The organism is Janthinobacterium sp. MP5059B (assembly GCF_001758645.1).
Lineage (GTDB): Bacteria > Pseudomonadota > Gammaproteobacteria > Burkholderiales > Burkholderiaceae_D > Janthinobacterium > Janthinobacterium lividum.
Map to the genome: position 1 here is coordinate 729,606 of NZ_LRHX01000016.1, position 11,804 is coordinate 741,409.

Here is an 11,804-nt window from a genome sequence, read left to right on the forward strand (position 1 = left end):
CGGTCTTCCATACATGGCAAAAAACCTCCTTCTGCTCAACGGTCCCAACCTGAATTTGCTGGGAACGCGCGAGCCTGAGGTCTACGGCGCCAGCACCTTGGCCGATATCGAGCAGGCAGCAATGGCGCAAGCCATGGCGGCCGGTGCCGACCTGGTTTGCTTTCAAAGCAACCATGAAGGCGCGCTGATCGACCGCATCCATGCCGCGCGAGCGGAAGGGATCGATGCCATCGTCATCAATCCGGGCGGCCTGACCCATACCAGCGTTGCTTTGCGCGATGCGCTGGCCGGGGTCGCCATCCCGTTCGTGGAAGTCCATATCTCGAATATTTATCAACGCGAAACGTTTCGACATCACTCATTTCTCAGCGCGATCGCGCAGGGGACGATCTGCGGCCTGGGTATCGATGGATATCGGTTTGCCATCGACTTTGCGCTTAAAAAACGTTAATCTACGCGATCTGCACGCATTTAGCGCGGCGATAGGTTCTTGGACATCACCGCATCACTCATAAAACAAACTACATTCCTAGGGGTTTTACATGGATCTACGAAAACTCAAGACCTTGATCGACCTGGTCGCCGAATCGGATATCGCAGAGCTGGAAGTTACCGAAGGCGAAAGCAAGGTTCGCATCGTCAAATCGTCGGCCATGCCGCAAAACCAGATGGTCATGATGCAGCCGCAAGGCATGCAAGCCCAATACCAGCCAGCCGCGCCAGCCGCAGCACCAGCGGCGGCTGCCGTCGTGGTCGCCGCCGAGCCAACGGGCTATGTGGTCAAGTCGCCGATGGTCGGTACCTTCTACCGTTCCTCCGCTCCTGGCAGCGCCGCCTATGTTGAAGTGGGCTCGACCGTCAAGGAAGGTGATACCCTGTGCATCATCGAAGCGATGAAGCTCCTGAATGAAATCGACTCCGATAAAGCCGGTGTCGTGACCCAGATCCTGGTCGAAAACGGCCAACCGGTCGAATTCGGTCAACCCTTGTTTGTGATCGGCTAAAACCCAGTCCACACGGCCGGCAACGGCCGTTTGCAGTTTTAGCCCCTCACACTTGTTGTTTCGCCGGCTCGCCGGCTCTCACAGACATACGCGAACCTACCATGTTTGAAAAAATCCTGATTGCCAACCGTGGTGAAATTGCCCTCCGTATTCAGCGCGCCTGCCGCGAAATGGGCATTAAAACGGTTGTAGTCCACTCCGAAGCCGACAAGGACGCGAAATACGTCAAGCTGGCCGACGAATCCGTTTGTATCGGCCCGGCACAGTCGTCCCTGAGCTACCTGAACATGCCCGCCATCATCAGCGCTGCTGAAGTGACGGATGCGCAAGCGATTCACCCAGGCTATGGCTTCCTGTCGGAAAATGCCGACTTTGCCGAACGCGTCGAGAAATCGGGCTTCGTCTTCATCGGCCCCCGCTCCGAATCGATCCGTTTGATGGGCGACAAAGTGTCGGCCAAGCAAACCATGATCAAGGCTGGCGTACCGTGCGTACCCGGCTCGGAAGGCGCGTTGCCGGACGATCCGAAAGCGATCGTGCAAATTGCCCGCAAGATCGGCTACCCGGTCATCATCAAGGCCGCCGGTGGCGGTGGCGGACGCGGCATGCGCGTGGTGCACACGGAAGCGGCCCTGATCAACGCCGTGGCGATGACCAAGACGGAAGCCGGCACGGCCTTCGGCAACCCTGAAGTGTATATGGAGAAGTACCTGGAAAATCCGCGCCACGTGGAAATCCAGATCCTCGCCGACGAACACAAGAACGCCGTCTGGCTGGGCGAGCGCGACTGCTCCATGCAGCGCCGCCACCAGAAAGTGATCGAAGAAGCACCAGCGCCGGGCATCCCGCGCAAACTGATCGAGAAAATCGGCGACCGTTGCGCCGAAGCTTGCCGCAAGATCGGCTACCGCGGCGCCGGCACGTTTGAATTCCTGTACGAAAACGGCGAGTTCTATTTCATTGAAATGAATACCCGCGTGCAAGTGGAACATCCGGTTACCGAGATGATCACCGGCATCGACATCGTGCAAGAACAGATCCGCATCGCGGCCGGCGAAAAACTGCGTTTCCGCCAGCGCGACGTCCTGCTGTCGGGCCACGCCATCGAGTGCCGCATCAACGCCGAAGATCCCTTCAAGTTCACGCCATCGCCAGGCAAGATCGTGTCGTGGCATGCACCGGGCGGTCCTGGCATCCGCGTCGACTCGCACGCCTACGCCGGCTACTACGTGCCGCCGCACTACGACTCGATGATCGGCAAAGTGATCGCTTACGGCGCCACGCGCGAGCAGGCGATCCGCCGCATGCAGATCGCCCTGTCCGAAATGGTGGTCGAAGGCATCAACACGAACATCGCCCTGCACCGCGAACTGATGATCGACGCGCGCTTCATCGAAGGCGGCACCAACATTCACTATCTGGAACAGAAACTGGCCGACATGCCGGACCTGGGCAAGAACCTGAATGGCGGCAGCCCCAGCATCGCCAAGAAGTCCGAAATCAAGGCGGGCGCATGAGCTGGACGGAAATCGTCATCGAGATCGCCCGTGACAACGCCGAGGCCATGTCCGACGCGTTGATGGAAGCGGGCGCCCTGTCGGTCTCGGTGGAAGACGCCGATGAAGGCACGGATGCCGAGCAGCCGCTGTTTGGCGAGCCGGGCATGGAACCGAAGGAAGCGGCGTGGGAACGCAGCCGCGTGGTGGCGCTGACGGACGTCGACGCCGACCAGGCCGCCATCGTGGCTGCTGCGGCCCAGGCGGTCGGCATGGCGGAAGTTCCCGCCTTTGCCATGCGCCCCGTCGAAGAGCAGGACTGGGTGCGCCTGACCCAGTCGCAATTCGCCCCGATTCACATCGGCAAGAATATCTGGGTCGTGCCCAGCTGGCACGAGGCACCGGACCCTGACGGCCTGATCCTGGAACTGGATCCGGGCCTGGCCTTCGGTACGGGCAGCCATCCGACCACGCGTTTGTGCATGGAATGGCTGGAAGCCAATCCGGCCCCTGGCAAGACCGTACTCGACTACGGTTGCGGTTCCGGCATCCTGGCCATGGTGGCCAAGAAACTCGGTGCGGAAACGGTGGCCGGCGTCGACATCGACCCGCAAGCGATCGAATCGGCGCGCGACAATGCCGAACGCAACCAGTGCGAGATCGAATATTTCTTGCCAGACACGTTTGCCACTTCGGCACACGCCACGGCCAAGTTTGACATCGTCGTCGCCAACATCCTGTCGAGCCCATTGAAGCTGATGGCGCCGATGCTGTCGGGCCGTGTCGCCGATGGCGGCGCGCTGATCCTGTCCGGCGTGCTGGCACGCCAGGCGGAAGAAGTGGCCGCTGCCTACGCACCATTCATCCAGCTGGGTGTGTGGGCCGAGCAAGATGGCTGGGTGGCTCTGCATGGCCGCCTGGGCAGCACGCAAGCACCTGCGCCCCGCGCGGAAGGTGCATAAGCACAGCAATGGCCCTCGCCACCAAATGCCCCCATTGCAACACGATATTTCGGGTCGCTGCTGACCAATTGAAGTTACGTGGGGGCATCGTGCGCTGTGGCACGTGCAGGGAAGTGTTTGACGGCAATGCCGCGCTGATCGATCCAGCCGCGGCATCGCCGTTTTTAACGTCCGGCCCCGGCACTGCCGCTCCCCTGCCAACCAGTTATCCGGCCGACAACAGCCTGCCGTCCGCCACGGACGACGAACCCATTTATTCCCTCGACTTCGACACCTCGTTCGACCCGTTCGGCATCCTGCCGGAAACGGCGCAGCTCAAGGACAACGAAGACGATGGCGAGCACATCGAGCTGGACCTCGACGTGGCACTGCCTGACGAGGCGCTGGCCGACACGCCTGCCGCCGCACCGCTCGACCTGCCTGAATCTGCTGCAACACCGGCAGAGCTGCCCGAACCACCATTGCCCCAGCCGATGGCGCCCTTCAAGCGCCGCCAGATCGATGACGCGCCCGCCTTCGCCACGTATTTGCGCGATAGCCGCCGCGAACCGAACCTGGAAACGGTGGCAGCCCCGGCCGCTCCGGCATTGCCTGCCGCTGAAAAAGTCAGTCTGGACAAGCCCGCGCGCCGGGAACCCACGCTGGCCGACCATTCCTTCACGCCATTGCCAGCCGCCGCCGTCGCGCCGGATGCCGCCGAAGAGCAGGAAGAACCCATCCTGCCGCCGGCCGACGACGAGCCGGCCTTTGTGACCTTGGGCCGGCGCCGCGAACAGAGCGGCAAGGCCATGCGCGTGGCCATGGCCATCGGCTCGGTAGCACTGCTGCTTTTACTATTCCTGCAAGTGATGACCACCTTCCGCAATCCGCTGGCGGCGCAATTTCCGCAGTGGAAGCCGACCCTGGTCGCGCTGTGCAAGCTCAGTGGCTGCCAGGTCGACTTGCCGGCGCAGATCGAGGCGCTGGCCATCGAGCAAGGCGAGTTGCAGACCTTGAAGGAACAGACCTTTTCCTACGTCTCGCTGCTGCGCAACCAGAGCCGCAGCGTGCAAGCCTGGCCCAGCATCGAACTGATACTCAACGACGCCAATGACAAGCCGGTCTTGCGCCGCGTGATCGCGCCGCGCGACTACCTGCCGGCCTCGATCGACGTGAGCACGGGGTTTGCGCCGCGCTCGGAACAAGCCATCAAACTGTACTTTGCATTAGACCAGCTCACGGCGTCTGGCTACCATATCGCCATCTTTTATCCTTAACAGACACTATCATGACCAAAACATCGCTGATCTGCGGCTCGCTTGCCACCGACACCATCATGCAATTTCCCGGCCGCTTCGGCGAATCCCTGCTGGCCGACCAGTTGCACAAAGTAAACGTGTCCTTCCTCGTGCCCACCATGCGCACGGAGTTCGGCGGCTGCTCGGGCAACATCGCCTACAGCCTGAAAATGTTGGGCGGCGACCCGCGCATCGTCGGCGTCATGGGGCAAGATAGCGCCGCCTACCTGGAACGCCTGCAAAAGCTGGGCATTTCCACCGCCAACATCCTCATCAAGGCCGACAGCTACAACGCGCAGTGCTTCGTCACGGCCGATGCGGACAATAACCAGATCAATGCCTTCCACCCGGGCGCCATGTCGTTTGCGCATGAAAACCCGATCGCCAATGCGGGCCCGGCCAAGGTGGCCATCATTTCTCCGGATGGCGACCAGGGCATGCTCAAGCACGCCGCCGACCTGGCCGGGCTGGGCATCCCCTTCATGTTCGACCCGGGTCAACAGTTGCCACGCTTCAATGGCGAACAGTTGATCGACTTCATCAACAAGGCCACGTATGTGTCGGCCAACGACTATGAAATGGAAATGTTGATGGAACGCACGGGATTGACCCTGCCGGACATCGCCAGCCGCCTGGAAGCGCTGATCGTCACGCGTGGCGAAAAAGGGTCGGAAATCTATACGGACGGCAAGCGCATCGACATTCCTGTCGTGACCGCCAAAGAAGTGCTGGACCCGACCGGCTGCGGCGACGCCTACCGTGCCGGCTTGCTGTTCGGTATCACCAACGACCTGGGCTGGGAAACCAGCGGCCGTCTGGCCAGCCTGCTGGGCGCCATCAAGATCGCCACCCAGGGCGCGCAAAACCATGTGTTTACGCCGGAGAGCATCGCCGAGCAGTTCGAAGCGGCGTTCGGCTACCGCTATTAATATGTAGTCCGGTCGGCTTGCGTCCAAGCGCCAGGCCGACCTTCTCGCATTACCTCACCACAATAATCATCCCCACCAGCACCTGCGCGATCTGCAGCAGGATCAAAGCCACCAGCAGCGACAGATCCAGGCTGCCGACCAGCGGCACCACCTTGCGTATCGGACGCAGCAGGGGCTCGTTCAAGGCCCGTACAAACGGCGCCAGCGGCGCATGCGGGTTGACCCAGCTGAAGATGGCTTCGATGATCAGCAAGGCCATGAAACCGTAGAGTATCCATTGCAGGAAGCGTTGCAGCGACTTGAGCAGCACCACTTCGACAGGATAGCCGGAAATAAACAGCACCGAGCTGGCCAGCAGCACGATCAGGAAGGCGCCGATCAGGCTGGCCCAGTCATACCCGCCCACGCCCGGCACCACGCGGCGCAGGGGGCGCACCAGCCAGTCGGACAATTGAAACGTGAATTGCGCCACCGACGAAGGCGGCCGCACGCGCACCGCCTGCATCCAGAAGCGCAGCAGCAACACGCCGCCCAGCAAGGTGGCGATGGTATCAACGATCAATGTAAGGATAACGATCAGCACGACTAATTCTCCAAAAAAAAACCGCTGTGTGATTGAGTCACACAGCGGCGTGTTGCCTCATCCAGGCACCCGTATCGTTGGAATTACGATGGGCGGGTGCTGGTTGGGAATGGCCAGGCTGCAGCCGGAGCCAACACGGTTTTTGCTACAGGTGCGATAGGTGCCGATGGCTTGGCGACAGGAGCTGCCTTCTTCGGTGCGGCCTTTTTAGGCGCGGCCTTCTTGGCGGCTGGCTTGGCTGCCACGGCGGCTGGTGCCGCTGGGGCTGCTGCCGGCGCTGCTGCCGGTGCGGCTGCCACGACTGGCGCTGCGGCTGGCTTGGTGGCAGGTTTCGCTGCTGCTTTCGCTGCCGGCTTCGCGGCTACCTTGGCGGCTGGCTTGGCTGCAACCTTTGCTGCTGGCTTCGCTGCTACCTTGGCCGCTGGCTTCGCTGCAGGTTTTGCTGCAACCTTGGCCGCAGGTTTCGCTGCTGCTTTGGCTGCCGGCTTGGCTGCGACTTTCGCTGCTGGCTTGGCGGCAACTTTCGCTGCCGGCTTCGCTGCTACCTTGGCCGCTGGCTTGGCTGCAGCTTTTGCTGCCGGCTTCGCTGCTACCTTTGCCGCTGGCTTGGCTGCAGCTTTCGCTGCTGGCTTCGCTGCCGGTTTGGCTGCTGCTTTTGCCGCTGGCTTGGCTACCGCTTTTGCCGCTGGCTTCGCTGCAGCTTTTGCTGCTGGCTTGGCTGCTGCTTTGGCGGCCGGCTTCGCTGCTGCCTTGGCGACGACTTTTTTCGCTGCTGGCTTGGCTGCCGCTTTGGCGGCCGGTTTCGCTGCTGCCTTGGCTGCAGGTTTCGCTGCGGCTTTTTTCACTGCTGGCTTGGCTGCAGCTTTTGCTGCTGGCTTGGCGGCTGCCTTGGCGACGACTTTTTTCGCTGCTGGCTTGGCTGCTGCCTTGGCGACCGGTTTCGCCGCTGCCTTGGCTGCTGGCTTCGCTGCAGCTTTTTTCACTGCTGGCTTGGCTGCTGCCTTGGCCGCTGGTTTTGCAGCGGCTTTTGCTGCTGGCTTGGCGGCCGGTTTGGCTGCGGCTTTTTTCGCTACAGGCTTGGCTGCTGCCTTGGCTGCAGGTTTCGCTGCCGGTTTTGCTGCTGCCTTGGCCGCTGGTTTCGCTGCGGCTTTCGCTACTGGCTTGGCAGCCACTTTTGCTGCAGGCTTGGCTGCGGCTTTGGCGGCTGGTTTTGCGGCTGGTTTTGCGGCTGGTTTCGCTGCTGCTTTGGCAGCTGGTTTAGCGGCAACCGTCTTTGCTGCGGCTGCCGGCTTCTTCGCGGCAGGAGCAGCCTTGGCGGCTGGTTTCTTTACTTCTGATTTCTTAGCGGCTGTTGCCATTTGTCTCTCCTTCATCTGAGATGAGAAATTTAAGCTACAAGATTTAAACCCGTCCGACCCACCACAGGGATAGGCCAGGCGAATTATTCATCGGCGCAAACGGTCGTTTGCGCTAATGAATTCGGCACCAGCTGAACTGCTGCAACTCCTCACGTTTGCAGCACTTCAGCCATCGTCGGTGCCACCCTGCTTTATCTCGCAGCTGGTGGCAAAGTCTGAATTCGGTCATTCGTTTTCGATGCCGTGCGTTTTTTCGCTCCTCGCATCGCGCTCGCTACAACACCGATGCGTCAAATAAAAAACCGCCATGCCTGAAAAAATTCGGGCACGGCGGCAGACGAAAACGGTGTGGTTTTGTGCATATCCGTGTAAATCTGTATCCCTGTTTTGCGAGGTTTTTTCGCTACCGCGCTGGTTAAAAAACCCCGCATTCTAACGCTCGCATTTGCAATCTCATAAAGTACACGAAAACCTTGTCAATGCGCAACCGGCACGACACGTTTTCGCCCGCTTTTTTGCACGTTACGCGTGCTATCGCACAATCGCGCGCCAAATGCCGCCGCCAGCGTGTCCGGAAACGATATTTACTAGCTGTCTCGCGCGCATTGGCGCCGTCAAAAAAATGCGTCGCGGCGCGCGTCATGCGGCGAAAAAATGGCCGCACTTTTCTGTGCCGTCGCATGCGATGCACATGCGCCGCCGCGCCGCTGCGCGCCACGAAAAAGCGGCTAACAAAAAGCGGCATGCGATGCCGCAGCCTGTCTCCAGAACGATGGCGGCGGGCTGGATAAAAACAGGCCAGGCTAGCGCGCGTCATTGGACGACGCGAGCCGGGAGAGGGTCAGCGCAGTATCGATGAAGGCGCGCAGTTTGGGCTGGCTCTGGGTACGGGCAGGAAAATACAGGAACAATCCACTCGTCGGCGGCACGTAGTTTTCAAGCACCCGCAGCAAGCTGCCGCTTGCCAGGTCACCTTCGATTTCCACGTCCGGCATATACGCCAGGCCCAGACCCGAGCGGGCGAAATCGGCGATCAGCGTGGTGTCGTTGACGACCAGGGGCGCGCCGGTTTCCACCAGAAATTCCTCGCCATCGCGCACGAAGCGCCAGCGGTGCAAGGCGCCGGAAGTGTGGAAGCGGTAGGCCAGCGTGTCGTGGCGCACCAGGTCTTCCGGGATCAGCGGCTGCCCTTTCCGCTCGAAGTAGCCGGGCGCGCCAACCACGGACCAGCGCAAGTCCCCCGTCAGGCGCACCGCCACCATATCCTGCTCCACGGACTGTCCCAGGCGGATGCCGGCGTCGTAACCGTGCGCCAGCAGATCGACCGCGCCATCGTCGAGCGACAGGTCGATGGTCACGTCAGGATAGCTGCTGCGAAAACGCGGTATCAATGCGCGCATGACCAGCGCGCCCAGCGCGCGCGGCACCGTCAGCCGCAGATGGCCAGCGGGCCGGTCGCGAAACATGGTCAGCGCGGCGAAGGCGTCATCGATCTGCCGGGTAGCGCCGGCCAGGCTGGCGTACAGGCCCGCGCCGGCTTCGGTGAAGGCGACATTGCGCGTATTGCGCTTGAAGAGCAGCACGCCATGCTGGCGCTCCATCACCTTGACCGCCTTGCTGACGGCCGTCACCGTCACGCCAAGCTGCAGTGCCGCGGCGCTGAAACTTTTGCGCTCGGCGACCGCGAGAAAGGTACGGATACCATCGAGAGAGTTATTTTTCATGCGCGCTCACGCAGTCAATAATGAACCTGAAGTTTAAAGCCTATCACCGTTGCCATACTATTTCTCTGCAATTGAACGCCATATGATGGTCGCTCCCTACCTCTCCCCCAAAGGAAGCACCATGTCTCTCCTCATACCGGCAATCGTCGGCGACTACTTTACCGCCGAAAACCATCACGATAGCGACGCCGTGGCGCAGTGCTTCGCAGCCGATGGCGTCGTGCATGACGACGGCCATGCGCACGCGGGCCATGCCGCCATCAAGGCCTGGAAGGAAGCTGGCAGCAAGCAGTACGGCGCCACCATCAGCCCCACCTCGGCCGACACCCGGGGCGCACGCTGCGTGGTCACCGGCAGCGTCAGTGGCAATTTCCCCGGCAGCCCGCTGGAGCTGCGCTTTGCCTTCACGCTCGCCAGCAACCGCATCCAGACCCTGGAGATCAGCGCATGAATACCGATTTCAAGGACAAGCGCGTGCTGATCACGGGCGGCACCAAGGGCATGGGCAAGGCGACGCTGAAACTGATGCTCGAGCGCGGCGCGCGCGTGGCGACCACGGCGCGCGCCGCCGGCGGCAGCTTGCCGGCCGGCGTGCATTTCATCGCGGCCGACCTGCGTACCCGCGCGGGAACCGACACGCTGATCCGGGAAGCGCTGGCCAGCCTGGGCGGGGTCGATATCCTGATCAATAACGTGGGCGGTTCGACGGCTGCGGGCGGCGGCGCGCTGGCCCTGGACGACGATGCCTGGCAAGATGCGCTCGATGGCAACCTGCTTGCCGCCGTGCGCCTCGACCGCGCCCTGCTGCCGGCGATGGTGGCACGCCAATACGGGGTGATCATCCACATCTCGTCGATCCAGCGCAGCCTGCCGCTGTACGAGTCGACGCTGGCGTATGCGGCCGCCAAAGCTGCGCTGAGCAACTACAGCAAGGGATTGTCGAAGGAATTCGGCCCGCAGGGCATCCGCATCAATACCGTCTCGCCGGGTTTCATCGAAACCACGGCGGCCCACGCGATGATACGGCGCTGGGCCGGCCACGCCGGCATCACCGAAGATGCGGCCCGCCAGAAGCTGATGCAGACGCTGGGCGGCATTCCCATCGGCCGCCCGGGCAAGCCGGAAGAAGTGGCCGAACTGGTTGCCTTTCTGGCCTCGGACCGCGCCGCGTCGATCCACGGCGCCGAGTATGTGATCGACGGCGGCACCATCCCGACCGTCTAAGTCCGCTGCAACAAGCGCTCCACATGGCAAAAGGCCCCGCATCCGCGAGGCCTTTGTGACATGACTGGTAACGCTATCGGCTGGCTTATTCCCAGTTCAGCGCGCCGCCGGTCTGGTATTCCGTCACGCGCGTCTCGAAGAAGTTGCGTTCCTTCTTCATGTCGATCATCTCGCTCATCCACGGGAATGGATTTTCCTCCTGGGCGAACAGCGGCTCGATGCCGATCTGCTGCGCGCGGCGGTTGGCGATGAAGCGCAGATAGCCCTTGAACATCGGCGCATTCAGACCCAGCACGCCGCGCGGCATGGTGTCTTCCGCGTACGCGTATTCCAGTTCCACGGCCTTCATGAACAGGTCCTTGATCTCTTCGCGGAAGGCGGCTGTCCACAGCTGCGGGTTTTCCATCTTGATCGTGTTGATCAGGTCGATGCCAAAGTTGCAATGCATCGATTCATCGCGCAGGATGTACTGGTACTGCTCGGCAGCGCCCATCATCTTGTTCTGGCGGCCCAGCGCCAGGATCTGCGTGAAGCCGACGTAGAAGAACAGGCCTTCCATCAGGCAGGCAAAGACGATCAGGGACTTCAGCAGCTTCTGGTCGTTTTCCACCGTGCCGGTCGTGAACGCCGGATCGGTCAGGGTGTTGATGAACGGGATCAGGAATTCATCCTTGTCGCGGATCGACTTGACTTCGTTGTAGGCGTTGAAGATCTCGCCTTCGTCCAGACCCAGCGATTCGACGATGTACTGGTAGGCGTGCGTGTGGATCGCTTCCTCGAACGCCTGGCGCAGCAGGTACTGGCGGCATTCCGGCGCCGTGATGTGGCGGTAGGTGCCCAGCACGATGTTGTTGGCGGCCAGCGAGTCGGCCGTCACGAAGAAGCCCAGGTTGCGCTTGACCAGGCGGCGCTCGTCGTCCGTCAGGCCGTTCGGGTTCTTCCACAGCTCGATATCGCGCTGCATGTTCACTTCCTGCGGCATCCAGTGGTTGGCGCAGCCGGCCAGGTATTTGTCCCACGCCCATTTGTACTTGAACGGCACCAGCTGGTTGACGTCCGTCTTGCCGTTGATGATGCGCTTGTCGTCGGCATTCACGCGGCGCGCCACTTGCTCGGCGTTCGCTTCGGACGGCTCAGCACCTGCCGGCAGGTTCAATTCGGTATTTCCCAGTGGCGCTTGCTGCGCCGGACGCGGCACAGCTGCCGACGTGGTTTCATCATCCCAAGACAACGACATATTCTTCTTC

Annotated in this window: 12 protein-coding genes; 9 read left to right on the forward strand and 3 right to left on the reverse strand. The window is 61.5% G+C overall.

Translation table 11 applies throughout. From position 1 onward, the window contains the following. Positions 1 to 13: 13 nt before the first annotated feature. The 6 genes from aroQ to JAB1_RS20400 all read left to right on the forward strand — a co-directional run bounded on the left by aroQ (position 14) and on the right by JAB1_RS20400 (position 5,668). Positions 14 to 451 carry a type II 3-dehydroquinate dehydratase gene (gene aroQ, locus JAB1_RS20375; protein WP_034746628.1) on the forward strand — a complete coding sequence of 146 codons (438 nt, stop codon included), beginning with the start codon at positions 14 to 16 and terminating at the stop codon, positions 449 to 451. A gap of 91 nt (positions 452 to 542) precedes the next feature. Further along, the gene (gene accB / locus JAB1_RS20380; protein WP_034780252.1) at positions 543 to 1,004 is read left to right on the forward strand and encodes an acetyl-CoA carboxylase biotin carboxyl carrier protein; all 462 of its coding nucleotides are present in this window, start codon (positions 543 to 545) and stop codon (positions 1,002 to 1,004) included. 101 nt (positions 1,005 to 1,105) lie between these two features. After that, the gene (gene accC / locus JAB1_RS20385; RefSeq protein ID WP_034746622.1) at positions 1,106 to 2,521 is read left to right on the forward strand and encodes an acetyl-CoA carboxylase biotin carboxylase subunit; all 1,416 of its coding nucleotides are present in this window, start codon (positions 1,106 to 1,108) and stop codon (positions 2,519 to 2,521) included. After that, a complete protein-coding gene (gene prmA / locus JAB1_RS20390; RefSeq protein WP_070281556.1) occupies positions 2,518 to 3,462 on the forward strand; it encodes a 50S ribosomal protein L11 methyltransferase in 945 nt (314 codons plus the stop codon). Before accC ends, prmA begins: the two co-directional genes overlap by 4 nt. Positions 3,463 to 3,470: 8 nt before the next feature. Continuing rightward, entirely contained in the window at positions 3,471 to 4,718 is a 1,248-nt protein-coding gene (locus JAB1_RS20395; RefSeq protein WP_070281557.1) for a DUF3426 domain-containing protein, read from the forward strand. Between the two features lie 11 nt (positions 4,719 to 4,729). After that, on the forward strand, positions 4,730 to 5,668 hold the full coding sequence (locus tag JAB1_RS20400) for a carbohydrate kinase family protein (protein WP_070281558.1): 939 nt from the start codon (positions 4,730 to 4,732) through the stop codon (positions 5,666 to 5,668). Positions 5,669 to 5,717: 49 nt separating this feature from the next. On the opposite strand, the gene JAB1_RS20405 is transcribed toward JAB1_RS20400, so the two are convergent. Further along, positions 5,718 to 6,251 carry a YggT family protein gene (locus JAB1_RS20405; protein WP_034780256.1) on the reverse strand — a complete coding sequence of 178 codons (534 nt, stop codon included), beginning with the start codon at positions 6,249 to 6,251 and terminating at the stop codon, positions 5,718 to 5,720. Positions 6,252 to 6,504: 253 nt separating this feature from the next. Here JAB1_RS20405 and JAB1_RS29985 point away from each other — a divergent pair, with 253 nt between their 5' ends. Next, the gene (locus JAB1_RS29985) at positions 6,505 to 7,512 is read left to right on the forward strand and encodes a hypothetical protein (RefSeq protein ID WP_070281559.1); all 1,008 of its coding nucleotides are present in this window, start codon (positions 6,505 to 6,507) and stop codon (positions 7,510 to 7,512) included. A gap of 900 nt (positions 7,513 to 8,412) precedes the next feature. Here the strand turns inward: JAB1_RS29985 and JAB1_RS20415 are convergent. Further along, a complete protein-coding gene (locus JAB1_RS20415; protein WP_070281560.1) occupies positions 8,413 to 9,333 on the reverse strand; it encodes a LysR family transcriptional regulator in 921 nt (306 codons plus the stop codon). Positions 9,334 to 9,454: 121 nt separating this feature from the next. Here JAB1_RS20415 and JAB1_RS20420 point away from each other — a divergent pair, with 121 nt between their 5' ends. Both JAB1_RS20420 and JAB1_RS20425 read left to right on the forward strand, forming a co-directional pair. Further along, positions 9,455 to 9,784 carry a nuclear transport factor 2 family protein gene (locus JAB1_RS20420; RefSeq protein ID WP_070281561.1) on the forward strand — a complete coding sequence of 110 codons (330 nt, stop codon included), beginning with the start codon at positions 9,455 to 9,457 and terminating at the stop codon, positions 9,782 to 9,784. Further along, the gene (locus tag JAB1_RS20425; protein ID WP_070281562.1) at positions 9,781 to 10,557 is read left to right on the forward strand and encodes an SDR family oxidoreductase; all 777 of its coding nucleotides are present in this window, start codon (positions 9,781 to 9,783) and stop codon (positions 10,555 to 10,557) included. The genes JAB1_RS20420 and JAB1_RS20425 overlap by 4 nt, the downstream gene beginning before the upstream one ends. 85 nt (positions 10,558 to 10,642) lie before the next feature. On the opposite strand, the gene JAB1_RS20430 is transcribed toward JAB1_RS20425, so the two are convergent. Continuing rightward, entirely contained in the window at positions 10,643 to 11,794 is a 1,152-nt protein-coding gene (locus JAB1_RS20430) for a ribonucleotide-diphosphate reductase subunit beta (protein WP_070281563.1), read from the reverse strand. Between the last annotated feature and the right edge of the window lie 10 nt (positions 11,795 to 11,804).

Excerpts from the sequence above, each read along its gene's own strand:
- aroQ (WP_034746628.1), top strand. The coding sequence starts at position 14 with ATGGCAAAAAACCTCCTTCTGCTCAACGGTCCCAACCTGAATTTGCTG.
- accB (WP_034780252.1), top strand. The coding sequence starts at position 543 with ATGGATCTACGAAAACTCAAGACCTTGATCGACCTGGTCGCCGAATCG.
- accC (WP_034746622.1), top strand. The coding sequence starts at position 1,106 with ATGTTTGAAAAAATCCTGATTGCCAACCGTGGTGAAATTGCCCTCCGT.
- prmA (WP_070281556.1), top strand. The coding sequence starts at position 2,518 with ATGAGCTGGACGGAAATCGTCATCGAGATCGCCCGTGACAACGCCGAG.
- JAB1_RS20395 (WP_070281557.1), top strand. The coding sequence starts at position 3,471 with ATGGCCCTCGCCACCAAATGCCCCCATTGCAACACGATATTTCGGGTC.
- JAB1_RS20400 (WP_070281558.1), top strand. The coding sequence starts at position 4,730 with ATGACCAAAACATCGCTGATCTGCGGCTCGCTTGCCACCGACACCATC.
- JAB1_RS20415 (WP_070281560.1), bottom strand. The coding sequence starts at position 9,333 with ATGAAAAATAACTCTCTCGATGGTATCCGTACCTTTCTCGCGGTCGCC.
- JAB1_RS20420 (WP_070281561.1), top strand. The coding sequence starts at position 9,455 with ATGTCTCTCCTCATACCGGCAATCGTCGGCGACTACTTTACCGCCGAA.
- JAB1_RS20425 (WP_070281562.1), top strand. The coding sequence starts at position 9,781 with ATGAATACCGATTTCAAGGACAAGCGCGTGCTGATCACGGGCGGCACC.
- JAB1_RS20430 (WP_070281563.1), bottom strand. The coding sequence starts at position 11,794 with ATGTCGTTGTCTTGGGATGATGAAACCACGTCGGCAGCTGTGCCGCGT.